This is a genomic window from Bradyrhizobium sp. CCBAU 25338 (assembly GCF_028128965.1).
Classification (GTDB): domain Bacteria; phylum Pseudomonadota; class Alphaproteobacteria; order Rhizobiales; family Xanthobacteraceae; genus Bradyrhizobium; species Bradyrhizobium liaoningense.
In genome coordinates this window covers 294,397-314,384 of record NZ_LFKY01000041.1, presented here as the reverse complement: position 1 = coordinate 314,384, position 19,988 = coordinate 294,397, and the positions used below count along the sequence as shown (strand labels likewise).

26 protein-coding genes and 1 pseudogene are annotated in these 19,988 nt (G+C 65.0%); 14 read left to right on the top strand and 13 right to left on the bottom strand.

Features of this window, described 5'->3' with window-relative positions; translation table 11 throughout:
• Positions 1 to 631 precede the first annotated feature (631 nt).
• Positions 632 to 1,474: an AAA family ATPase gene (locus ACM42_RS28530; RefSeq protein ID WP_018641030.1), complete on the bottom strand. Its 843-nt coding sequence runs from the start codon at positions 1,472 to 1,474 to the stop codon at positions 632 to 634.
• A gap of 94 nt (positions 1,475 to 1,568) precedes the next feature.
• Entirely contained in the window at positions 1,569 to 1,814 is a 246-nt protein-coding gene (locus tag ACM42_RS28525; RefSeq protein WP_028179892.1) for a GlsB/YeaQ/YmgE family stress response membrane protein, read from the bottom strand.
• A gap of 164 nt (positions 1,815 to 1,978) precedes the next feature.
• On the opposite strand from ACM42_RS28525, the gene ACM42_RS28520 reads away from it, so the two are divergent.
• The 3 genes from ACM42_RS28520 to sseA all read left to right on the top strand — a co-directional run bounded on the left by ACM42_RS28520 (position 1,979) and on the right by sseA (position 4,780).
• Complete coding sequence (locus ACM42_RS28520) at positions 1,979 to 3,154, top strand: vWA domain-containing protein (protein WP_271530966.1); 1,176 nt, start codon at positions 1,979 to 1,981, stop codon at positions 3,152 to 3,154.
• 220 nt (positions 3,155 to 3,374) lie between these two features.
• Positions 3,375 to 3,788, top strand: a complete 414-nt coding sequence (locus ACM42_RS28515) for a rhodanese-like domain-containing protein (protein ID WP_271530965.1) — start codon at positions 3,375 to 3,377, stop codon at positions 3,786 to 3,788.
• A 137-nt stretch (positions 3,789 to 3,925) separates the two neighbouring features.
• Positions 3,926 to 4,780, top strand: a complete 855-nt coding sequence (gene sseA / locus ACM42_RS28510; protein ID WP_271530964.1) for a 3-mercaptopyruvate sulfurtransferase — start codon at positions 3,926 to 3,928, stop codon at positions 4,778 to 4,780.
• 18 nt (positions 4,781 to 4,798) lie between these two features.
• On the opposite strand, the gene ACM42_RS28505 is transcribed toward sseA, so the two are convergent.
• On the bottom strand, positions 4,799 to 5,581 hold the full coding sequence (locus tag ACM42_RS28505) for a hypothetical protein (protein ID WP_271531177.1): 783 nt from the start codon (positions 5,579 to 5,581) through the stop codon (positions 4,799 to 4,801).
• 366 nt (positions 5,582 to 5,947) lie between these two features.
• Here ACM42_RS28505 and ACM42_RS28500 point away from each other — a divergent pair, with 366 nt between their 5' ends.
• Entirely contained in the window at positions 5,948 to 7,135 is a 1,188-nt protein-coding gene (locus tag ACM42_RS28500) for a L,D-transpeptidase (RefSeq protein ID WP_271530963.1), read from the top strand.
• Between the two features lie 57 nt (positions 7,136 to 7,192).
• Here the strand turns inward: ACM42_RS28500 and ACM42_RS28495 are convergent, their stop codons facing one another.
• Both ACM42_RS28495 and ACM42_RS28490 read right to left on the bottom strand, forming a co-directional pair.
• A complete protein-coding gene (locus ACM42_RS28495; protein ID WP_271530962.1) occupies positions 7,193 to 8,155 on the bottom strand; it encodes a D-2-hydroxyacid dehydrogenase family protein in 963 nt (320 codons plus the stop codon).
• Positions 8,156 to 8,284: 129 nt separating this feature from the next.
• Positions 8,285 to 8,500 carry a hypothetical protein gene (locus tag ACM42_RS28490; RefSeq protein WP_271530961.1) on the bottom strand — a complete coding sequence of 72 codons (216 nt, stop codon included), beginning with the start codon at positions 8,498 to 8,500 and terminating at the stop codon, positions 8,285 to 8,287.
• 233 nt (positions 8,501 to 8,733) lie between these two features.
• Here ACM42_RS28490 and ettA point away from each other — a divergent pair, with 233 nt between their 5' ends.
• Both ettA and ACM42_RS28480 read left to right on the top strand, forming a co-directional pair.
• Positions 8,734 to 10,383, top strand: a complete 1,650-nt coding sequence (gene ettA, locus ACM42_RS28485; RefSeq protein WP_271530960.1) for an energy-dependent translational throttle protein EttA — start codon at positions 8,734 to 8,736, stop codon at positions 10,381 to 10,383.
• Between the two features lie 7 nt (positions 10,384 to 10,390).
• On the top strand, positions 10,391 to 11,617 hold the full coding sequence (locus tag ACM42_RS28480; RefSeq protein ID WP_271530959.1) for a lytic murein transglycosylase: 1,227 nt from the start codon (positions 10,391 to 10,393) through the stop codon (positions 11,615 to 11,617).
• Between the two features lie 80 nt (positions 11,618 to 11,697).
• Here ACM42_RS28480 and ACM42_RS28475 read toward each other — a convergent pair whose 3' ends face one another.
• Both ACM42_RS28475 and ACM42_RS28470 read right to left on the bottom strand, forming a co-directional pair.
• Positions 11,698 to 11,982 carry a hypothetical protein gene (locus tag ACM42_RS28475; RefSeq protein ID WP_028179902.1) on the bottom strand — a complete coding sequence of 95 codons (285 nt, stop codon included), beginning with the start codon at positions 11,980 to 11,982 and terminating at the stop codon, positions 11,698 to 11,700.
• Positions 11,983 to 12,195: 213 nt separating this feature from the next.
• Entirely contained in the window at positions 12,196 to 12,516 is a 321-nt protein-coding gene (locus tag ACM42_RS28470) for a hypothetical protein (protein ID WP_028179903.1), read from the bottom strand.
• Positions 12,517 to 12,647: 131 nt separating this feature from the next.
• Here ACM42_RS28470 and ACM42_RS28465 point away from each other — a divergent pair, with 131 nt between their 5' ends.
• From ACM42_RS28465 to bfr, 3 genes are all read left to right on the top strand, one after another.
• The gene (locus ACM42_RS28465) at positions 12,648 to 12,956 is read left to right on the top strand and encodes a hypothetical protein (protein ID WP_271530958.1); all 309 of its coding nucleotides are present in this window, start codon (positions 12,648 to 12,650) and stop codon (positions 12,954 to 12,956) included.
• A 162-nt stretch (positions 12,957 to 13,118) separates the two neighbouring features.
• A complete protein-coding gene (locus ACM42_RS28460; protein WP_124160078.1) occupies positions 13,119 to 13,391 on the top strand; it encodes a (2Fe-2S)-binding protein in 273 nt (90 codons plus the stop codon).
• A 131-nt stretch (positions 13,392 to 13,522) separates the two neighbouring features.
• Positions 13,523 to 14,011: a bacterioferritin gene (gene bfr / locus ACM42_RS28455; RefSeq protein WP_024339472.1), complete on the top strand. Its 489-nt coding sequence runs from the start codon at positions 13,523 to 13,525 to the stop codon at positions 14,009 to 14,011.
• A 132-nt stretch (positions 14,012 to 14,143) separates the two neighbouring features.
• Here bfr and ACM42_RS28450 read toward each other — a convergent pair whose 3' ends face one another.
• Together ACM42_RS28450 and ACM42_RS28445 are read right to left on the bottom strand one after the other, a co-directional pair.
• The gene (locus tag ACM42_RS28450) at positions 14,144 to 14,746 is read right to left on the bottom strand and encodes an MSMEG_1061 family FMN-dependent PPOX-type flavoprotein (protein ID WP_271530957.1); all 603 of its coding nucleotides are present in this window, start codon (positions 14,744 to 14,746) and stop codon (positions 14,144 to 14,146) included.
• Between the two features lie 78 nt (positions 14,747 to 14,824).
• Positions 14,825 to 15,178: a hypothetical protein gene (locus ACM42_RS28445; RefSeq protein WP_271530956.1), complete on the bottom strand. Its 354-nt coding sequence runs from the start codon at positions 15,176 to 15,178 to the stop codon at positions 14,825 to 14,827.
• Positions 15,179 to 15,460: 282 nt separating this feature from the next.
• Between ACM42_RS28445 and ACM42_RS28440 the strand changes: the two genes are divergently transcribed.
• Together ACM42_RS28440 and ACM42_RS28435 are read left to right on the top strand one after the other, a co-directional pair.
• Entirely contained in the window at positions 15,461 to 15,730 is a 270-nt protein-coding gene (locus ACM42_RS28440) for a DUF2277 domain-containing protein (protein WP_271530955.1), read from the top strand.
• A 94-nt stretch (positions 15,731 to 15,824) separates the two neighbouring features.
• The gene (locus ACM42_RS28435) at positions 15,825 to 16,040 is read left to right on the top strand and encodes a hypothetical protein (protein WP_271530954.1); all 216 of its coding nucleotides are present in this window, start codon (positions 15,825 to 15,827) and stop codon (positions 16,038 to 16,040) included.
• A gap of 9 nt (positions 16,041 to 16,049) precedes the next feature.
• On the opposite strand, the gene ACM42_RS28430 is transcribed toward ACM42_RS28435, so the two are convergent.
• Positions 16,050 to 16,565, bottom strand: coding sequence for a collagen-like triple helix repeat-containing protein (locus ACM42_RS28430; protein ID WP_271530953.1), 516 nt, complete (start codon positions 16,563 to 16,565; stop codon positions 16,050 to 16,052).
• Positions 16,566 to 16,678: 113 nt separating this feature from the next.
• Here ACM42_RS28430 and ACM42_RS28425 point away from each other — a divergent pair, with 113 nt between their 5' ends.
• Complete coding sequence (locus ACM42_RS28425; RefSeq protein ID WP_271530952.1) at positions 16,679 to 16,993, top strand: hypothetical protein; 315 nt, start codon at positions 16,679 to 16,681, stop codon at positions 16,991 to 16,993.
• A gap of 9 nt (positions 16,994 to 17,002) precedes the next feature.
• Here the strand turns inward: ACM42_RS28425 and ACM42_RS28420 are convergent, their stop codons facing one another.
• The gene (locus ACM42_RS28420; protein WP_271530951.1) at positions 17,003 to 17,251 is read right to left on the bottom strand and encodes a helix-turn-helix domain-containing protein; all 249 of its coding nucleotides are present in this window, start codon (positions 17,249 to 17,251) and stop codon (positions 17,003 to 17,005) included.
• A 298-nt stretch (positions 17,252 to 17,549) separates the two neighbouring features.
• Positions 17,550 to 18,317 carry an SDR family NAD(P)-dependent oxidoreductase gene (locus ACM42_RS28415; protein WP_271530950.1) on the bottom strand — a complete coding sequence of 256 codons (768 nt, stop codon included), beginning with the start codon at positions 18,315 to 18,317 and terminating at the stop codon, positions 17,550 to 17,552.
• Between the two features lie 111 nt (positions 18,318 to 18,428).
• On the opposite strand from ACM42_RS28415, the gene ACM42_RS28410 reads away from it, so the two are divergent.
• Both ACM42_RS28410 and ACM42_RS28405 read left to right on the top strand, forming a co-directional pair.
• Positions 18,429 to 18,914: a J domain-containing protein gene (locus tag ACM42_RS28410; RefSeq protein WP_271530949.1), complete on the top strand. Its 486-nt coding sequence runs from the start codon at positions 18,429 to 18,431 to the stop codon at positions 18,912 to 18,914.
• A 60-nt stretch (positions 18,915 to 18,974) separates the two neighbouring features.
• Positions 18,975 to 19,528 (top strand): annotated as a pseudogene (locus tag ACM42_RS28405) (REP-associated tyrosine transposase).
• A gap of 104 nt (positions 19,529 to 19,632) precedes the next feature.
• On the opposite strand, the gene ACM42_RS28400 reads toward ACM42_RS28405, so the two are convergent.
• Positions 19,633 to 19,884, bottom strand: a complete 252-nt coding sequence (locus ACM42_RS28400) for a hypothetical protein (protein ID WP_271530948.1) — start codon at positions 19,882 to 19,884, stop codon at positions 19,633 to 19,635.
• Positions 19,885 to 19,988: the final 104 nt, after the last annotated feature.

Here is a 19,988-nt window from a genome sequence, read left to right as displayed (position 1 = left end):
GGCCGTCGTTGCTACGGTCAAGCTCTTGCGGATGCGGCATGCGCGTCAACCGGCGCGGTGTCGGTGAATTTCGCCGGAGCGAGGGAGGCCAGAACGAACTCGGCTCCCGGGAGAGCGCGGCATAAGCCGTCCGACCATCGCGCAGGGAAGGCCGTGTGTTGGGCTTCACCTGTATGCCGCTGTGCAATCCTTTTGCGCTACATGCGCACAGCGGACCGTGGGTGCCAGCCGGCACCCGGCCTTCCCTGCGCCCTCTTCTTCGAGGGCGACGAATTGAAGCAAAGCTCGGGCGGAATGCGCCGCGAGGTTGCGAAGGCGTGTCTGCGACTGCGATGCGAGTTGGGGGTACGCCGGCGATGCCGCTTGCTCCGTCTTCGCGAGGAGCGCTTGCGACGAAGCAATCCAGACTGCCGCCGCGGAGGGATTCCGGATTGCTTCGCTGCGCTCGCAATGACGGTATGGCGGCAGCGCGCCACAAGATCCAATCTCGTGCCCCGGACGCAGCGCAGCGTCCCTTCGACGGTGCGCTGCAGAGCCGGGGCCCATGTCTCCGAGCAATCCGTGTGGGCCTCAGGGTCCCGGCTCTGCGCAGCAGCGTTTCACGCTGCAACGCGTCCGGACACGAGAGGCCTCACACTTCCCGCCGGCTCAAGAACGCCAGCCGCTCGAACAGATGCACGTCCTGCTCGTTCTTCAGCAGCGCGCCGTGCAGCGGCGGGATCAGCTTGCGCGGGTCGCGTTCGCGCAGTTGCTCGACGCTCATGTCCTCGTTGAGCAGCAGCTTGAGCCAGTCGAGCAGCTCGGACGTGGACGGCTTCTTCTTCAGGCCGGGCACCTCGCGCACCTCGAAGAAGATGCGCAGCGCCTCTTCGACCAGGCGCTTCTTGATGCCGGGGAAGTGGACGTCGACGATGCGGCCCATCGTGTCGGCGTCGGGGAACTTGATGTAGTGGAAGAAGCAGCGGCGCAGGAAGGCGTCCGGCAGCTCCTTCTCGTTGTTGGAGGTGATCATCATGATCGGGCGCTGCTTGGCCTTGATCGTCTCGCCGGTCTCGTAGACATGGAATTCCATACGGTCGAGCTCGAGCAGAAGGTCATTGGGGAATTCGATGTCGGCCTTGTCGATCTCGTCGATCAGCAGCACCGGGCGCTGCTCGGCCGTGAAAGCCTCCCACAGCTTGCCGCGCTTGATGTAGTTCTTGATGTCGGACACGCGGGCATCGCCGAGCTGGCTGTCGCGCAGGCGCGACACCGCGTCGTATTCGTAGAGGCCCTGCTGCGCCTTGGTGGTGGACTTGATGTGCCAGGTGAGCAGCGGCGCGTTCAGCGCCTTCGCCACTTCCTCCGCCAGCACCGTCTTGCCGGTGCCGGGCTCGCCCTTCACCAGGAGCGGGCGCTCGAGCACGATCGAGGCATTGACGGCGACCTTGAGATCGTCGGTCGCAACATAGTCCTTGGTGCCGGTAAATTTCATCGCGCGTCCTTGTTGGTCGTCGTCGTGAGGCAATGCCTTGGTCACGACAAGCGAACGGCCGCGCATGGCGGCCGTTCCTGGTTCGGTCAGGCTTTCAGACCCGTTTTATCAGCGAAAGGATGACCAGCACAATCACCGCGCCGATCGTGGCGTCCACGATGGCGCCGACCGTGCCGGTGGCGAGCTGGATGTGCAGCTGGGGCAGCACCCAGCCCGCAACCAGTGCGCCGATGATGCCGACGACGATGTTGCCGACCAGCCCAAATCCCGCCCCGTGGACAATCTTGCCCGCGAGCCAGCCTGCGATCGCGCCAATGATGAGCGCTGCGAGAATTCCCATTGCAAACGTCCCCAAAACAACCCCGTGAGAGGGGCAATTCTAGAGCAAAAAGGCGTCGGGTCCACGTTGAATTGGTTCGCCGACGCGCGTGCTTCACCTCTCCCGATGGGAGAGGTGAAGCGGCGCCCCTTGACGTTCGCCACCCGACGGGCAATCTGTCAGCCATGTTCCTGCAATTCTTCACCTCTCTGCGCGACGCGCAGGTCCCCGTGACGCTGCGCGAATACCTCACGCTGATGGAGGCGCTCGACGCTGACCTCGCGGACTACACGGTCGAGAATTTCTATTATCTGTCCCGTGCCTCCCTGGTGAAGGACGAGCGCAACCTCGACAAGTTCGACCGCGTCTTCGGCACGGTGTTCAAGGGGCTGGAAAGCCTGCTCGAGGCCATGGACAAGGCGGAGATCCCCGAGGAGTGGCTGAAGAAGCTCGCCGAGAAGTACCTGACGGAAGAAGAGAAGAAGCAGATCGAGGCCATGGGCTGGGACAAGCTCATGGAGACCTTGAAGAAGCGCCTCGAGGAGCAGAAGGGCCGGCACCAGGGCGGCTCGAAATGGATCGGCACCGCCGGCACCTCGCCGTTCGGCGCCCACGGCTACAATCCCGAAGGCGTGCGCATCGGCCAGGAGAAGAACCGCAACAACCGCGCCGTGAAGGTGTGGGACAAGCGCGAGTTTAGGGATCTCGACGGCAATGTCGAGCTCGGCATCCGCAACATCAAGGTGGCGCTGCGGCGCCTGCGCAAATTCGCGCGCACCGGCGCGCCCGACGAGCTCGATCTCGACACCACCATCCGCGAGACCGCCAATCACGGCTATCTCGACGTGCACATGCGCCCCGAGCGGCGCAATGCGGTGAAGCTGCTGGTGTTCTTCGATATCGGCGGCTCGATGGACGCGCATATCGAGCAGGTCGAGGAGCTGTTCTCTGCGGCGAAGAGCGAGTTCAAGCACATGGAGTATTTCTACTTCCACAACTGCCTCTATGAGGGCGTGTGGAAGCAGAACAAGCGCCGCTTCACCGACCGCACGCCGACCTGGGACGTGCTGCACAAATACCCGCACGACTACAAGGTCGTGTTCGTCGGCGACGCCTCGATGTCGCCTTACGAGATCATGGTGCCCGGCGGCTCGGTCGAGCACGTCAACGAGGAGCCGGGCTCGGTCTGGCTCGACCGCATCATCCGCACCTATCCGTACACGGTGTGGCTGAACCCGGTGCAGCAGAAGCACTGGGACTATTCGGAATCGACTACCATCATCCGCCGCATCTTCGCCAACCGCATGTACCCGATCACCATCGAGGGGCTGGAGGGCGCGATGAAGGAATTGACGCACTGATGCATGAGTGAGTCCGGCTCTGTCGGCGAGGGGACTGCGCTCCCTCCCCCGCTTGCGGGGGAGGGCGGGGAGAGGGTTCTCTCCGCGAGCGACCTTCCCCAAGAGGAGAGAGCCCTCACCCGCGTCGCTTCGCTCCGCGACCTCTCCCGCAAGCGGGAGAGGTGACCTCCACCTCCGGCAGTTCGCCTGGGAATGACGACGTAACAAGAGGGAGAACGATATGCCCCAGACCATCACCCGCGGCATCAAGGCGCTGATCGACGAGGCCAATGCCGAGATCGAGACCCTCACCGCCAGGGACGCCATCGAGATCTCCAAGAACGGCGATGTCGTCATCGTCGATATCCGCGACCCCCGCGAGATCGAGCGCGACGGCCGCATTCCCGGCGCCTTCGCCTGCACACGCGGCATGCTGGAATTCTGGATCGATCCGCAGAGCCCGTACGCAAAGCCGATCTTCCAGGAGGACAAGAAGTTCGTCTTCCACTGCGCCGGCGGCTTGCGCTCCGCGCTCGCGGCCAAGACCGCGCAGGACATGGGCCTGAAACCCGTCGCCCACATCGCCGGCGGCTACGCCGCCTGGCGCGATGCCGGCGGGCCGACGGAGAAGTGGGAACCGAAGAAGAAGGGGTGAGGGGGCACCTCCCTCGCCTCACATACTCCGTCGTGCCCGGGCTTGACCCGGGCATCCACGTCTTCGCCACAAGACAGAACGTGGATGGCCGGGACAGGCCCGGCCATGACGACCGAGACAATTGCCGGAGCATGCCAATGACCGCCACCGACCCCCTCGTCTCCACCGAATGGCTCGCCGCGCACATGGGCGACGCCAACGTCAAGATCCTCGACGCCAGCTTCAAGCTGCCCGGCGTGCTGCCGCTGCCGAAGGACGACTATCTCGCCGCGCACCTGCCCGGCGCGGTGTTCTTCGACGTCGACGCGGTGTCGGATCATTCCAATCCGCTGCCGCATATGTTTCCGAGCGCCGAGCAGTTCGGCCGCGACGTCGGCAATCTCGGCATCTCCAATGCCGATACCGTCGTGCTCTACGATGCCGGCGGCTGGGTCGCCGCGCCGCGCGCCTGGTGGATGTTCCTGTCCTACGGCCACGGCAATGTGCGCATCCTCAATGGCGGCCTGAAGAAGTGGCGTGCCGAGGGCCGCCCCGTCGAGAGCGGCGAGGTCAAGCCGAAGCCTGCGACGTTCAAGGCCAGCTATGATTCAAACCGCGTGCGCAGCATGCAGCAGCTGATCGCCAATGTCGAAAGCCGCAGGGAGCAGGTGATCGATGCGCGCGCCGCCGACCGTTTCGAGGGCCGCGCGCCGGAGCCGCGCCCGGGTATCCGCTCCGGACACATCCCCGGCGCGCGCAACGTGCCCTACAATCTCCTGTTCGATGCCGCGACCGGCGAGATGAAGCCGCTCGATGACCTCCGCGCTGCCTTCACGGGCGCCGGCGTCAGGCTCGACGCACCGATCGTGACGAGCTGCGGCTCGGGCGTATCGGCCGGCGTGCTGACGCTCGCGCTCTATCGGCTCGGCATCACTGACACCGCGCTCTATGACGGCTCGTGGTCGGAATGGGGCCAGGCCGGCGGCCCGCCGATCGCGACGGGGCCGGCGTGAGATCGTCGCGGTGAAGCGTCAGCGCGTGCGCGCGGTGGTCGTTGTCGCGAAAGCCGGCTGCGGCTGTCCAAACGGATCGAGCCGTTGCTGCAACTGCTGAGGCGGCGGACGCCGCGCCACGCGGGGCTGCTTCTTCGCCTTCGCCTTGCGCTTGGTCGCCTTGCTGTCCGATGCGCTGCCGTCCGCCTTGTTGCTCTCGGCCTTGGCCTTCGCCGGCGCGTCCTTCACGGCTGAGGTTGCGGGATCGTTCAGCGCGGCCACCTTCGCCGAGGCGACATCAACCGCCGAGGAGGCGAGCGCGGCACCGGGATCAACCTGCGCCGGCTCGCTGGCGGCAGGCGCAAAGTCCGGCTTGGCCTCGGGGATCGAGGCCGTGGTGTCGGCGGGAGTGAGCGTGTCGGTGGGTGCTGGCGCTTCAGCTTCCGTCATCGTCTCGGGCTTGGCCGGCTCAGGAGCCGGAGGCGCGGCTTCAGTGACCTGCGGCTCCGGATCGGCCTCGGCCGTCAGCGCGGCCACCTGCTCGGGCCCGCTCGCCGGCAGCCCGATCGTCGGCACCCGGTCGCGCAGCGACGGTGCGGGGGCGGGGGCGATCTCCGGCTCCGCTCGCAACACCGCGAGCACCGGCTGAGCCGGTTCGGGCACTTGCGCAAACACCTGCTCCTGCGGGCCATTCCGCCAGGAGGGGTTGCTGACATATTGCTGATGGGTCGCCCGCAGCAACGCGGCGGCTCCTAGGCCGAACACCAGGATGGAGGTTGACAACAGGATCGCGGCAAACAGGAAGCGAAAGCCGGGAAGCATCGAGCGATTGCGAATTTCCGCCCCGGCGGCGAGGTGGCCAGGGCCAAAGAGCCATCTGAACGCGGTGACGGTACTGATTGCCGCGTTCGCCACGCGGGATCGGAGCTCGGAAAGTGGCGAATCAGGCGGATTCGACCATATCGCAACGATCCTGCGCCGTTCCGTTAAAATCGCGGTCGAATAACGCGGCAATTGATGGCGCGATACGATTTCAGCCCCGTGATGCAACGGGGCAACGGTGGTCTTGCGGATCACAAATCGGCAAATCCGGCGCAAATAGGCCTGATATGTCTTGAATGTGCCGCTATCTTCCGTCATCTGGCCGTTAACGGTCCGATCGGGCTTCGGGACTATACAAGAGCGATGATGATCAAACACTTTCTGACGATATGCGCTGCCGCAACAGTCGCTGCGGCGGGAACCTCGCTCGCTCAGGCTCAGAGCTATCCGGTCCAGCAGGCGCCGAGCTATGGCGCCCCGGCCGAATATCGGCCCGGTGACCGCACGCCGAATTTCGATGCACTGGACGAAGACGACGACGCGATGCCGCAGGCCTCGCTGCCGCCGCCCGGTCCGGCCGACGATCCGCGCTACGGTCGCCCGGTCGGCGCGCCCCCGGTCTATTCGGCCGCCCCGCCGCAGGGTCCGGTGATGTCGCCGGATGATCCCCGTTATGGTCGTCCGGCTGGCGCTCCGCCGGTCTATTCGGCGGCGCCCCAGGGCCCCGTGATGTCGCCCGACGATCCCCGCTATGGCCGGCCCGCTGGTCCGCCGCCGGTGATCTATGCCAATCGTCCGGGGCAGCAGGCGCCCGCAAATGACGGCCTGCGTCCACCTGAGGCCGTCGGTGGTCCCGCCGCGACCGGGACGGTCCAGTCCGCCCAGCCGCCCGTCGATGCCGATGGCCGGCCGATGACAATCGCGTCGCTGCCGCCCGAGGAGCAGCCCGATGCTGCGCCGGCGCAGCTACCGCAGAACCTGCGCCGCCAGGAAGTCGCGTTCCAGACCAAGGAGCCGGCCGGCACGCTCGTGGTCGATACGCCCAACACCTACCTCTATTACGTGCTCGGCAACGGCCGTGCGATCCGCTACGGCGTCCGCGTCGGCCGCGACGGCTTCACCTGGACCGGCGTGCAGAAGATCACCCGCAAGGCCGAGTGGCCGGATTGGCATCCGCCGACCGAGATGATCGAGCGCCAGCCCTATCTGCCGCGCTTCATGGCCGGCGGCCCCGGCAATCCGTTAGGCGCCCGCGCGATGTATCTCGGCTCGACCGTCTACCGTATCCACGGCACCAACCAGCCCTCGACGATCGGAAAGTTCGTGTCGTCCGGCTGCATCGGCATGCTCAACGAGGACGTCTCCGACCTGTTCGATCGCGTCAAGGTCGGCACCCGCGTGGTGGTGCTGCCGGGCGGCCCGCCGCCGGGAACGGCGACCGCCTCCGCTGCGCCGACGCCGGGAGCTGCATCCGTCGCGGCTCAGGCCGGCCCGGTCCCCGGCACCCAGCCGACGGTCGTGCCGCCGCTGCCCGCGCCGGTCACCGTGCGCTGAGCGCTTCGTGCCTACCAGATTGCAGAAAGGGCGTGCCGTCGGCGCGCCCTTTTCATTTCAGGCCAGCCTGCGCGGCAGCTCGCCGCCCCTGATGAAGGCGTCGATCGTCTCGACCATCTGGCCGTAATGGATGCGCAATCCGTCCGCGGTGGCGTAGCCGAGGTGTGGCGTCAGCACGAGGTTGTCGAGCTTGCGGAAGGGATGGTCGACCGGCAGCGGCTCGACCGAGAACACATCCAAGCCGGCGCCTGCGATCCTCTTCTGCTGCAGCGCTTCGAGCAGCGCCTGCTCGTCCACGATCGGCCCGCGCGCGGTGTTGACGAGAAAGGCGGTCGGCTTCATCCGCGCGAGATCGGCGCGGCCGACGAGGCCACGCGAGCGGTCGCTCAGCACCACATGGATGGTGACGATGTCGGCCTTGGCGAACAACTCCTCCTTGGTGGCGTAGCCGACGCCGGCATCCTTGCACTTCTCCGGCGTGAGGTTCGGGCTCCAGGCGATCACGTTCATACCGAACGCTTTCGCGATCCCAGCCATCTTGCTGCCGAGCTTGCCGAGCCCGACGATGCCGAGCGTCAAGCCCTCGATCTCGACGCCGGCAAAGCTCTGCCAGGGCTCGCCGGCATGCATGCGCGCATTCTCGCGGCCGATGCCGCGAGTCAGTTCCAGGATCAGGCCCATGGTGAGCGGCGCCGTCGGATCGCGGGAATATTGTGTGCCGCCGATGGCCACATTGCGCGCCTTCGCAGCCTCCATATCGATGGCGGCGTTGCGCATGCCCGAGGTCAGCAGCAGCTTCAGCTTCGGTAGGCTCTCGAACAGGCTCTTGGGGAAAGCGGTGCGCTCGCGCATCGCGCAGATGACGTCGAAGTCCGCCAGCGCGCTTGCCGCGGCCTGCTCCGAAGCGAAGGGGTGGCTGAACACGGTAACGTCGACCCGGTCGGACAGTTTCGGCCAGTCGGCGATTTCGAGCGCGAGGTTGAAATAGTCGTCGAGAATTGCACAGCGCAGCCGGCTCATCAGCGTTCATCCATGGCGAGAGTTGACGGCGCAGGCGGGCGCCGTCGTCGGAGCCCGGCCATCGTTGCTCGCAATCACGCCTGCGCGCAAGCAGCCGACGACTTCAAAAGTCCGATAGGGAGGAGGCGCTCAGAAATCGCGGGGCTTCAGGCGGAACGGAGCATCCATGCCGTGCTTGGCGCGCCACGCGGGACCGGGTCCACGCATATAATGCAGCTCGGGCCGGTAGGGATTGAAGGCGGTGGCGAAGAAGCGCTTCCAGAAGCCCTTGATCTCCGAGACGAACCCGAAGACGCGGCCGGCTCCTGCCGGAACAGGATGAGAATGCGTCTCGATCAGAGCCATGATGCGGCCTCGCTGTGCTCCCGTTCATTCTGGCGGGCGGCGCTGTTTCCGCGCGAAACCGAGCTTTCGGCCTGATTTATTAAAAGATAGTTTCAATTGTCCGGATTGGCGTCCGGATGGTGTCCATTCCGTATTCATCCGTGGTGAACGGACGGAAAACATTGCCCTTTTGGGGCGGGATCGTTACATCGGCGGCAAGCAAATTTCCTCAAATCGAAGGTGTCACGGGACCGATGGCGCGCCAGTTCATCTATTTCATGCAGGGCCTGACCAAGAGCTACCCGACCCGGAAGGTGCTCGATAACATCCACCTGAGCTTCTACCCCGACGCCAAGATCGGCGTGCTCGGCGTCAACGGCTCGGGCAAGTCGACGCTGCTCAAGATCATGGCTGGCCTCGACAAGGAGTACACCGGCGAGGCCTGGGTCGCCGAGGGCGCCCGCGTCGGCTATCTCGAACAGGAGCCACAGCTCGATCCCAAGCTGTCCGTGCGCGAGAACGTCATGCAGGGCGTCGCCAAGCAGAAGGCGATCCTCGATCGCTACAACGAGCTCGCGGTCAACTATTCCGACGAGACCGCCGACGAGATGACCAAGCTCCAGGACGAGATCGAGGCCCAGGGCCTGTGGGATCTCGACAGCAAGGTCGACCAGGCCATGGACGCGCTGCGATGTCCGCCCGACGATGCCGACGTGTCCAAGCTCTCGGGCGGCGAACGCCGCCGCGTCGCGCTATGCAAGCTGCTGCTCGACCAGCCCGAACTCTTGCTGCTGGACGAACCGACCAACCATCTCGACGCCGAATCCGTGTCGTGGCTGGAAGGCCACCTGCGCAACTATCCCGGCGCGATCCTGATCGTCACCCACGACCGCTACTTCCTCGACAACGTTACGGGCTGGATCCTCGAGCTCGATCGCGGCCGAGGCATTCCCTACGAGGGCAACTACTCGTCCTGGCTGGTGCAGAAGCAGAAGCGTCTGGAGCAGGAGGGCCGCGAGGACGCGGCACACCAGAAGACGCTCGCCCGCGAGCAGGAATGGGTCGCATCTTCGCCGAAGGCGCGCCAGGCCAAGTCGAAGGCGCGCTATCAGCGCTATGAGGAGCTGCTCAAGAAGGCGAGCGAGAAGCAGACCCAGACCGCTCAGATCATCATCCCGGTCGCCGAGCGCCTCGGCGCCAACGTTGTCGATTTCGACGGCCTCAGCAAAGGCTTTGGCGATCGTCTGCTGATTGACAATCTCACTTTCAAGCTGCCGCCCGGTGGCATCGTCGGCGTGATCGGCCCCAACGGCGCCGGCAAGACCACGTTGTTCAGGATGATCACGGGCCAGGAGAAGCCGGACTCCGGCACGATCACGGTCGGCGAGACCGTGCATCTCGGCTATGTCGACCAGTCGCGCGATGCGCTCGACGGCAAGAAGACCGTTTGGGAGGAGATTTCCGGCGGCAACGAATTGATCCTGCTCGGCAAGAAGGAAGTGAACTCGCGCGGCTATTGCTCGGCGTTCAACTTCAAGGGCGCGGACCAGCAGAAGAAGGTCGGTGCGCTCTCCGGCGGTGAACGCAACCGCGTGCATCTCGCCAAGATGCTGAAGTCCGGCGCCAACGTGCTGCTGCTCGACGAACCGACCAACGACCTCGATGTCGATACGCTGCGCGCGCTCGAAGAGGCGCTGGAGGATTTCGCCGGCTGCGCCGTCATCATCAGCCACGATCGCTGGTTCCTCGACCGTATCGCGACCCACATCCTGGCTTTCGAAGGCGACAGCCATGTCGAATGGTTCGAGGGCAACTTCCAGGATTACGAGAAGGACAAGATGCGCCGCCTCGGCCAGGACAGCATCATTCCGCACCGCGTAAAGTACAAGAAGCTGACGCGGTGATGGCGGCATGATGCGGCGGGCGCTCATCGCTGCGGTGATCGTGGTCACCTGCGGCTGGTCGTCCGCCCGGGCAGCAGACGCGGCTTTCACGCAATTCATCGCCTCGCTCTGGCCGGAAGCGCAGGCCGCGGGCGTCTCGCGCGCGACGTTCGAGCGAGAGACGCGCGGGCTCGAGCCTGATTACAAATTGCCCGATTTGATCCTGCCGGGACGGCCCGCGACCGGCGCGCCGTCGCAGGCCGAGTTCGTGCAGGTGCCGGCCGATTACGTCAAGGAAGCGTCGATCGCCCGGCTCGCCGGCGAGGGGCAGCGGCTGCTGCAAAAATATCGCACCGCGCTGACCGAGATCGAGAAAAGCTCCGGCGTGCCTGCCACCGTCATGCTCGCGATCTGGGGCAGAGAGACCGATTACGGCCGCTACACGCTGCCTTACGATCTCGTGCGCGTGCTGGCGACGCAGGCCTATGTCGGACGCCGCAAGGACCAGTATCGCAACGAGTTCATCCTCTCGCTCAAGATTCTCGGCGAGGGCGTGGTGACGCGCAAGGACATGCGCTCGTCCTGGGCCGGCGCCACCGGGCTGACGCAGTTCCTGCCGTCGGAATATTACAAGCATGGCGTCGACTTCGACGGCGATGGCCGCATCGATATCTGGCACTCCGTGCCGGATGCGCTGGCCTCCGCCGCGCAGCAGCTCGTCAACAAGGGCTGGCAGAGCGGCCTCCGTTGGTCCTATGAGGTGCAGGCCCCGGCGAAGGTTGATTGCACCACGGGCGTGCCGGAGGTGACGAAGCCGATCGGTCAATGGCTGCGCGAAGGCTTTGTGCCGGTGCGTGGCCAGAAACTCAGCGCCGCCGAGCAGGCGCAGCAGGCCTCGCTGCTCCAGCCCGAAGGCATCTACGGCCCGTCGTTCCTGACCACGAAGAATTACTTCGTGATCAAGGAGTACAATTTCTCCGACCTCTACGTGCTGTTCGTCGGCCATCTCAGCGACCGTATGACCAGCCCGCTGCCATTCGCGACGCCATGGTCGGCTTCGAAGCAGCTGCGCACGAAAGACGTCGAGACCATGCAGCGCGAGCTAACGCGCATCGGGCTCTACAAGGACAAGATCGACGGCAAGGCCGGCATGCAGACGCGCGCCGCGCTCGGTGCCTATCAGAAGTCGGCGGGCCTCAAGGTCGATTGCTGGCCGAGCGAAGAGGTGCTCCGCTCGATCCAGGCGGGGCGATAGCGCCGGACCAAAAGAAAAAACCCGGCCGATGGTCTCGGCCGGGCTTCGATCGCGGCGCTTGCGAGCGCCGTGCGATCAGATCAGTAGCAGACGCGAACCGGGCGAACGACCCAGCCATAACCGTCCCAATAGCGCTGGCGCTGCCAGTAGCAGGGCGGGGGCGGCGGGCCGGGCTCGGCCACGTAAACGGGACCACCATAGGCCGGACGGCTCGACGCGATGGCGCCGCCTACGATGGCGCCACCGATCAGCCCGGCCGCGATACCGGCACCGATGTTGTCACCGGCTTTCGCCGGCGGCGTTGCGGTCACCAGCGAACCGGCGACCGTTGCAACCGTGAGGGCGGCAACCAAAGTCTTCTTCATGCTCTTGGCTCTCCTGGGAGATGGACTTCCCCTGTAAGGGATGGCCCGGGTTTCAAAGGTTCACGCACACTCTGATGGAATTTGGCCTTGCGGTTAGGAAGCGCGCAAATGGTCAATCCACGGTAAACGCACACAGAGCTGTGACGAGAAAAAGCGGTCTTTTTCGGGCTCTGAGATGAACGGCGCATCCGTAGTGAACCGGTTAAGGGCGCCTCAGCCACAAACTCTGACGCGGCGGACGCGCCAGGCATAGCCGTCCCAGAAGCGCTGCTTCTGCCAGACGCAGTTGCCGTAATAGTCGTCGGCGACATAGCCCGGACCGGGGGCGTAGTAGCGGGGCGGATAGTAGCCCGGTTCGTAGTAGCCAGGACCTGGTCCGTAATAATACGGAGACGCCAGTGCGCCACCGACGATGGCGCCGCCGATGATCCCGGCCGCCACGCCCGCTGCGACACCGCGCTGGGCATGGGCGGGCGTCCCGGCCGTCAGGGCCAGAGTGAGGACGGCAGCGACTGCCAGGAGCGACTTCTTCATGCGCTTGACCTTATCACACGGGGGAACTCTTTGGGGCACAAGGTTCCATACTTCGGTTGAATGATCAATGAACGGCCCCTTTGCCGGAGACGACCAACCGGCATGGGCCCCAGTTTCATCAGGAGACGCTGATGGGCAACGCGATGGTCAATGCATTGATTGCTGCTGGGGTCGTCTTCGTGATCGGCTACGGCTGGATCGCTCACCTCCAGAACCGGGGCCGGCGGCGCACGCGTGTCGGGGCCGGCGGTGATGGCGGTGGTTGTGGCGCCGACACCTACGCGGGGACAGGCGACGGGTTCTCGTTTGGAAGCTGGTTCTCCAACGACCGTTCGGGGAGCTCGACCGACGGCGGCAGCTGTTCCAGCAGCGATGGCGGCAGCAGTGGCGGGGACTGCGGAGGTGGCGGCGATGGTGGCGGAGGCGGTGGTGGCGACTAGCTCCGCCCCAATCTTGATCAATCGCAACACCTGATTTTAGAGCCGTTCTAGGCTGATTGCCGGGCCAGTTTGGAATAGCTTCAAATACCGGTTTTTCCTTTTGCATCCGGCCGGCCCGTTAAATATCGATGATGGCGCATCACCGAAGGGCCTGCCGCTTCCATGATCGTTTGTTCCTGTAACGTGCTGAGCGATGACGATATCCGCGCCGCCGTCGCCGAGTCCGACGACGCCGTGCGCCATGCCAAGCAGGTCTACGGATGTCTCGGCTGTAGCGCCGAATGTGGCCGCTGTGCCCGGACTATCAAGACCATCATCGACGAAGCGCTTGGCCCCTGCGCCCAGTCTTGCTGCGCCGGCTGTCCCCATGGCCACACCGTCGCCGCCAATGACGAAACGGCTGAACCCGCCCAGTTCGCCCTCGCAGCCTGCTGAAAACTTCCGCATCCTCAGCTGAGCTTTTCCCCGGCTGCGTCCGCGTAGCCGGTTGCCGGCGTACGCAAACTCATTTAGAAGCATTCTAAATTCGGTTAGGGCCGATTTGGACTTCAAAGCTGGAGTGAATCATGCAGGGCGACGCGAAGGTCATCGACTATCTCAACAAGGCACTGCGTCACGAGCTAACTGCGATCAATCAGTACTGGCTGCACTACCGCTTCCTCGACAATTGGGGCCTGCTGGACATGGCCAAGGTCTGGCGCAAGGAGTCCATCGAGGAGATGGAGCATGCCGACAAGCTCACCGCGCGTATCCTGTTCCTCGACGGCTTTCCGAACATGCAGGTGCTGGATCCCCTGCGCATCGGCCAGAACGTCAAGGAGATCATCGAATGCGATCTCGCCGCCGAGATGAGCGCGCGTGCGCTCTACCAGGAAGCGGCGACCTACTGCCACGGCGCCAAGGACTACGTCACGCGTGACCTGTTCGAGAAGCTGATGAGCGACGAGGAGCACCACATCGACTTCCTGGAAACCCAGCTCGACCTGATTGGTCGCATCGGCCTCGAGCTCTACACCCAGAAGCACGTCGGCGGGCTCGAGGGCGAGGGGCATTAAGCTCCGCCCGCCTCTCTCCATTCGTCATGGCCGGGCCTGACCCGGCCATCCACGTGTTGCTGCCACGAGAAAGACGTGGATGTCCGGGACAAGCCCGGACATGGCGGCGTGCCTAAGTGGCGAACGCATCACCTACAGCTGCGTCTTGTAGCGCTCTTCCACGATCTCCTGGCTCTCCGGTTCGCCCAAGCCCGTCTGGTCGTGAATGACCTCGACGATGCTCGGCATCACCGAGCGCTGCACCTTCTCGGACGACCAAAGCTTCGAGCGCATCAGCGCCTTCCCGCAGTGGAAATAGACCTCGCTGACCGCGACGTTCAGCACCACGCGGGGCGGCTTGCCGAACTCCACCATTGCGGCGAGCAGATCCGGATCGGCCGAGAGCGTGCCGCGTCCGCCGACGCGCAGCGTCTCGTCGATCCCTGGCACGAAGAACAGCAGCTGCACGAATCCCGAGCCCTCGACGACGTTGCGAAAACTGTCGATGCGGTTGTTGCCGGAGCGGTCAGGCATCAACAGCTGGTTGGGACCGGCGACGTGGACGAAGCCAATGCCGCCGCCGCGCGGCGAGGCATCGACGCTGCCGTCCGCGCCCGAAGTCGCGAGCACGCAGAACGGCGACATCTCGATGAACTTCTTCGCATGCGCATCGATCGCGGGACGCGCTTTCGCGATCACCCTCGGGCTCGGCCTGGCATAGATGGTGGCAAGGTCTTCGGCGCAAAGATTGGTCAACCGGCGTGCCTCCATATCCATATCAGTTCGTCCTCAAGCTAGCCGATCAGGCGCCTCCAGCCAACGAAATCGAGCGCGCTAGACTGCATCCGCCGGCACGAAGCAACTGATGATGACGGCGCCGCGATGGTGGACGTACCACACCACGGCCTGGCCGACCGGATTGCCGCGGTCGCGGATGATGGCGCGCGCGGGCACCTCCATCCATTGTCCGTCGATCGGCACCCAATAGGCGCCGCCGCGTACGTCGTATTCGGTGCGATGGCCATCGGAGATGTCGCAGCAGGGCACGCCGTTCGGCGCGATCACGCTCTTGAACCAGGCGCGGATGTCGGGCGGGACGTGGTCGTATTGGCCGTTGTCGAACGCGAACGCGGCGCTCGTCAGCGCTGTCGTCGCAGCCAGCCAGACGCACAGTACCAGCCTGTGCATGCGATCCTCCTCATCGCGTATCGTGCCATTGGCGCGCGATTGTCCCGCGCGTCGATTCGTATCGTTGGCGCGATTAAGCCCGAGCCGTCGGCGCATTGCATGCTCAAATAATATGCGGCGCCGGTGCGCCGCACATGATGCGTTGCGAGATGAGACAGCTTGTGGCGGTGCGTATCCACGGAGTTGATCGGCATGGCGCGATGGAACTTCGCAGAAGCGCCAAGGCGGATGTAGGATTTCGACTCAGGCCTTCGTCTTCAAGAAAACGTCGGGAGAGAGTGCATGTGCCGCAACATCAAGACGCTGTTCAACTTCGAGCCTCCGGCGACGGAGGACGAGATCCACGCCAGCGCGCTGCAGTTCGTGCGAAAACTGTCCGGTTTCAACAAGCCGTCGCAGGCGAACGAGCTGGCGTTCGAGCGCGCGGTGACCGAGGTCGCGGAGGCCGCACGAAAGCTCCTGACTTCGCTGCACACCCAAGCGCCGGCGCGCGACCGTGAGGTCGAGGCGGAGAAGGCGAGAGAGCGCTCGCGGCTGCGCTTCGGTTCGTGAGCTCGAACGGCGCACTCCGTGATCTGGCTCACGGTATCTGCTGCGTCAGCTTGCGATGGTGTCGGCCGGGGTTTTGATCGCCCGGAGCACGACCATGAGCCGCCCCCTTCTTCCCTTGAAAGCAGGTGCCATCGTCTTCACGCTGCTATGGACTGCGTGGATGATGTGGTGGAGCGGCTCGTTCTCGAGCGCGAACATGGTCATCCTCGCCCTGTGCGGCGCAGCGGTCGGCTACCTCTGGTATCGCGCGATGCGCTGGCAGTTCGAGCGCATGGGCATGTTGTCGCGAGACGAGGATCGGCCGAAATAGACCCGTCTGCTAGGCCTTGTCGCCGTGCTTCTTCCTTTTCTTTTTCTTCTTGTGGTCGTCGCCGTCATCGCTCTCGTCATCGACGATTGCCTCGTCAGGCTCCTGGACGGCGGCCGCGAGCGCTTCGCGCTCAGCGGCTTCGCGCTCGCGCTGGCGGCGGCGTTCGTCCCAGGCGTCGAAGAGCTGGTCGAGCCACGGCAGCACTTGTTCGATCGACGGCAATTGGCCGGGCGGACCCGGTTCGCCGCGCGGGCCTTGCGGCCCCGTCGGTCCCTGCGGCCCGGCAGGTCCCGGCGCGCCGGCTGCGCCACGCGGGCCGGCTTCGCCCTGCTTGCCTTGCGGACCGGGCTTGCCGGGCGGGCCAGCCTTTCCGACCGGCCCCGGCTTGCCCTGCGGTCCCGGCTTGCCGCGCGCCCCGTCCGGGCCGCGTCGGCCCGGATGGCCCTGCGGCCCCGGACGCCCCGGCTCGCCCTGCCGCCCGCGCGGACCCTGAGGTCCCTGCCGTCGTCCCTGATCGTCTGCCACGCCACTGCTCCCTTGACCGGAAGCAAGCTACTTAGCGGCCTTTGACGACAGCAGCAATTCTACCCGCGCATCGTGTCAGGCTTGATCAACATCAATCGTCGAGGCGAGCCGCCATGTCATCGATCGCGCACGGCCACACCGCTTGCGAGGAGCGACCGATGCGTGCAGCGTGGAAAGTCTTTTGCCTGTTCGCTGTCGTTCTCGTCGTCTCGCTCGGCCTCGCTCAGCTGCTGGTGCCCGATATCGTGCCGGTCGCATTCGCCGAGGAGCCGCAACCGTTATGGGCTGTCATGACGGCGTTCCTGCTCCGCGCGGTCGAGCTGATTGCCGCCTCGGTCGCGATGATCTCGCTTGCGGTCATCGCCGGCGTGTATCTGCGGCACGAGCTGCGCCGGTTGTGGCGCAGCGCGTCGTCGCGGGCGGACTAATGTCGCTAGCTAATCCTGATGGGCAGGCACGTCGATGCCGGAGGCGGCGTAGATCCTGATCTTGTTGCGCAGCGTGCGCACCGACAGGCCGAGCACGCGCGCTGCGCGCGTGCGGTTGCCGTCGCAGCGTGCGAGCGTCTGGAGCACGAGCTCACGCTCGACCTCGTCGACCGTGGCGCCGATCAGCATCGGAACGATCTGGTTAGGGGCTAGGAATTGCGCGCCCGATTCGGACGCAGCGACATGAACAGTGGTCATCAACACACTCCCCGATCAACGCCCGCTTCCATCATTGGAAGCGGATCGAGAACAACGACCCCAAGCCGTAATTCCACGGTGGTCCTGTTTGGTTAATGAATGGTTAATCGGGAGCGAGCCCACCAATTGACCCCAGGAATGCCGCGAAGCCGCCGCGATTGGCGCAGGATGCGTCGCGATGCGGACCTATCTCGCGCGACGCAGGTATCTCGCCCGCGCCTGCTCGATGCTCCGCTGTCATGCCCGCCATCGGCACGGGCGGGCGATGACACTTCGTGTGCCGAGAGGCCGTGCGTCTTCACACCGTGCGGTACCCGCCGTCCACCATCACGATCGTTCCGGTGACATAGGCGGACAGGTCCGACGCCAGGAAGATCGCGGGGCCGACGATGTCCTCGGGCTTGCCGGTCCGCGCCAGCGGGGTGTGATCGAGGAAGGCCTGCACCAGCGCCGGATTGGTTGCGCGCACATTGGCGTTGATGTTGGTCTCGATGAAGCCGGGACCGATCGCGTTGACGCGCACGCCTTCCTTGCCGAGCTCGGCGGCGAGCGCCTTGGTGAAGCCGAGCACGCCGTGCTTCGAGGTCGTGTAGGCCGCCGAGCTCGGCGTGCGCAGATGCACGAAGGACTGGATCGAGCCGATGTTGACGATGCGGCCCTTGCTCGCGCGCAAGGGTGCGAGGAATGCCTGCGTCATGTTGAAGACGCCGTTGAGGTTGAGCGCGATGATGTCGTTCCAGTCCTTCGCGACCGTCTCGGTCTCGGCAGTGAAGGCGTTGCGGCGGGTGATGCCGGCATTGTTGACGAGGATCGAGACCTGTCCGACCTTGCCCTCGACCTGCTTGGCCAGGGCGAAGCAGTCCTCGCGCCGGGTGACGTCGAGCGGAAAGCTCTCGGCCCTGCCGCCCGCCTGCCGGATCTCCCGAGCCGCCTCCGCCACCGTCTCGGCGTTGACGTCGAGCAGCACGACCTGTGCGCCCTCGCGCGCGTAGCCGGCGGCGATCGCCCGGCCGATGCCGGAGCCGGCACCCGTGACGACGGCGATGTGGTTTGCGAGCAATGCCATGACATATTCCTCCCGATTTCTTTTCGAAGTTTCACGAAAAGCTAGCTCGAAATTAAGGGGGCGGAAACGGCGGCCTTGGCATACTGATCCTGATTGCTAAACGTTGCGCGCATGATGGAACGGCTGGACTCCTGGAAACCCGCTCTCGAACGGCTGCGGTCGGCGCACCCGCCCGATTGGGCCGAGGCGGGCCGGCTCGTCGCCGAGATCGTGCGGATGAGCAGCGACGTCACGCTGCGTCAGGCCGCCGAGCAGGCGCTGCCGGTGCTGCGCCAGGCCGCGGACAATGACGATCACGGCGTGACGCTGGCGGCCCATCGCCGTCTCGGCGTGGTGCTCGAGGTCGTCCACGATCTGACCGCCCCGCGCTTCGGCCGCCGCAACGCCCTGCCGAAACAGATGTCCAGGGAGGACCGCGCGCGCAAGGTGCTCGGCCTGCCGCTCGCGGTGCAGCTCACCTGCGAGGACATCAACCAGGCCTATCGCCGCGCCGCCAAGGGCATGCATCCCGACCGGGGCGGCAGCGCGGAGGCCTTCATTGACCTCGCCGCCGCGCGCGATCTGCTGATCCATCCCGGCGCGCACAAGGACGCGTGAGCATCAATGTGCTAGACTGTAGCCCGGATGAGCGAAGCGATATCCGGGTCAGGTCTCGCCATGGTTCTGTACCGCAGAAATTTTCTTCCCGGCGGCACTTATTTCTTTACGGTGACGCTTTTCGACCGTCGGTCAAGCGTCCTTACTGACAATATCGACTCTCTGCGCAGCGCCTTCCGAACCGCTCGCAAGGAGCGTCCGTTCGAGATCGACACTATCGTGATCCTTCCGGATCATCTGCATGCGGTCATGAGACTTCCGCCGGACGACGATGACTTCGCAGGACGCTGGCGCCGGATCAAGGGGCACTTCAGCACTGCTCTGCTTCATGCAGGGTCGACATAGCTCGCCACTCCAATGGAGAACTGGCGCTATGGCAGCGGCGATACTGGGAGCACACGATCCGCGACGAAGACGACTTCGCACGTCATGTCGACTACGTTCACTTCAACCCTGTCAAGCACGGTTACGTTCGGCGTGTCGGCGATTGGCCGCATTCGTCCTTCCACCGCTACGTGCGGGCGGGATTACTGCCGGAGGATTGGGCCGGTGAGGTCGGAGGAAGCGGGGATGCATTCGGTGAACGTGCTGAGGAGGGCCGACTGGGAGGATAGACCGGCTCCCGGATATCGCTTCGCTCATCCGGGCTACGGGAGCCGGGCGAAACAGCCGGGCAAGGAGCGTCCCTAGCCCGGTTGTTCGTCCGCGAATCGAATTGTCACCAGGTGCAGTGGCCGTTCTTCAGCGCCGAGTCCTTCAGCACGAGGGCATCGACGAAGGTCGGTACGCTCGCGCTGGCGCGGTGGTAGCCGGCCGGCCACGGCGTGGTCGGGATGCTCTCGTCCCAGATCTGGCAGAAGCCGCTGTCCTGCCAGCGGATCAGATGATAGCTGGCTTCGGCAGGGCTCGCGGCGGCGAAGGCGGTGACGGCAAGACCGACGGCAGCGCACAGCACGGAAATACGACGCATGATCAGCTCCTCAAAATGAAAGACGTGATGCGCCTCCCGACAATGACGGGAGGGGTGGCGCGGGACGCTTTGGGGATGCGCCCCGGACAAGATGTGAGTAGTTC

What these genes read in the sequence shown, in the direction of transcription:
- ACM42_RS28530 (WP_018641030.1), bottom strand. Translation starts at nt 1,474, where the DNA reads ATGAAATTTACCGGCACCAAGGACTATGTTGCGACCGACGATCTCAAG.
- ACM42_RS28525 (WP_028179892.1), bottom strand. Translation starts at nt 1,814, where the DNA reads ATGGGAATTCTCGCAGCGCTCATCATTGGCGCGATCGCAGGCTGGCTC.
- ACM42_RS28520 (WP_271530966.1), top strand. Translation starts at nt 1,979, where the DNA reads ATGTTCCTGCAATTCTTCACCTCTCTGCGCGACGCGCAGGTCCCCGTG.
- ACM42_RS28515 (WP_271530965.1), top strand. Translation starts at nt 3,375, where the DNA reads ATGCCCCAGACCATCACCCGCGGCATCAAGGCGCTGATCGACGAGGCC.
- sseA (WP_271530964.1), top strand. Translation starts at nt 3,926, where the DNA reads ATGACCGCCACCGACCCCCTCGTCTCCACCGAATGGCTCGCCGCGCAC.
- ACM42_RS28505 (WP_271531177.1), bottom strand. Translation starts at nt 5,581, where the DNA reads ATGCTTCCCGGCTTTCGCTTCCTGTTTGCCGCGATCCTGTTGTCAACC.
- ACM42_RS28500 (WP_271530963.1), top strand. Translation starts at nt 5,948, where the DNA reads ATGATCAAACACTTTCTGACGATATGCGCTGCCGCAACAGTCGCTGCG.
- ACM42_RS28495 (WP_271530962.1), bottom strand. Translation starts at nt 8,155, where the DNA reads ATGAGCCGGCTGCGCTGTGCAATTCTCGACGACTATTTCAACCTCGCG.
- ACM42_RS28490 (WP_271530961.1), bottom strand. Translation starts at nt 8,500, where the DNA reads ATGGCTCTGATCGAGACGCATTCTCATCCTGTTCCGGCAGGAGCCGGC.
- ettA (WP_271530960.1), top strand. Translation starts at nt 8,734, where the DNA reads ATGGCGCGCCAGTTCATCTATTTCATGCAGGGCCTGACCAAGAGCTAC.
- ACM42_RS28480 (WP_271530959.1), top strand. Translation starts at nt 10,391, where the DNA reads ATGATGCGGCGGGCGCTCATCGCTGCGGTGATCGTGGTCACCTGCGGC.
- ACM42_RS28475 (WP_028179902.1), bottom strand. Translation starts at nt 11,982, where the DNA reads ATGAAGAAGACTTTGGTTGCCGCCCTCACGGTTGCAACGGTCGCCGGT.
- ACM42_RS28470 (WP_028179903.1), bottom strand. Translation starts at nt 12,516, where the DNA reads ATGAAGAAGTCGCTCCTGGCAGTCGCTGCCGTCCTCACTCTGGCCCTG.
- ACM42_RS28465 (WP_271530958.1), top strand. Translation starts at nt 12,648, where the DNA reads ATGGGCAACGCGATGGTCAATGCATTGATTGCTGCTGGGGTCGTCTTC.
- ACM42_RS28460 (WP_124160078.1), top strand. Translation starts at nt 13,119, where the DNA reads ATGATCGTTTGTTCCTGTAACGTGCTGAGCGATGACGATATCCGCGCC.
- bfr (WP_024339472.1), top strand. Translation starts at nt 13,523, where the DNA reads ATGCAGGGCGACGCGAAGGTCATCGACTATCTCAACAAGGCACTGCGT.
- ACM42_RS28445 (WP_271530956.1), bottom strand. Translation starts at nt 15,178, where the DNA reads ATGCACAGGCTGGTACTGTGCGTCTGGCTGGCTGCGACGACAGCGCTG.
- ACM42_RS28440 (WP_271530955.1), top strand. Translation starts at nt 15,461, where the DNA reads ATGTGCCGCAACATCAAGACGCTGTTCAACTTCGAGCCTCCGGCGACG.
- ACM42_RS28435 (WP_271530954.1), top strand. Translation starts at nt 15,825, where the DNA reads ATGAGCCGCCCCCTTCTTCCCTTGAAAGCAGGTGCCATCGTCTTCACG.
- ACM42_RS28425 (WP_271530952.1), top strand. Translation starts at nt 16,679, where the DNA reads ATGTCATCGATCGCGCACGGCCACACCGCTTGCGAGGAGCGACCGATG.
- ACM42_RS28420 (WP_271530951.1), bottom strand. Translation starts at nt 17,251, where the DNA reads ATGACCACTGTTCATGTCGCTGCGTCCGAATCGGGCGCGCAATTCCTA.
- ACM42_RS28415 (WP_271530950.1), bottom strand. Translation starts at nt 18,317, where the DNA reads ATGGCATTGCTCGCAAACCACATCGCCGTCGTCACGGGTGCCGGCTCC.
- ACM42_RS28410 (WP_271530949.1), top strand. Translation starts at nt 18,429, where the DNA reads ATGATGGAACGGCTGGACTCCTGGAAACCCGCTCTCGAACGGCTGCGG.
- ACM42_RS28400 (WP_271530948.1), bottom strand. Translation starts at nt 19,884, where the DNA reads ATGCGTCGTATTTCCGTGCTGTGCGCTGCCGTCGGTCTTGCCGTCACC.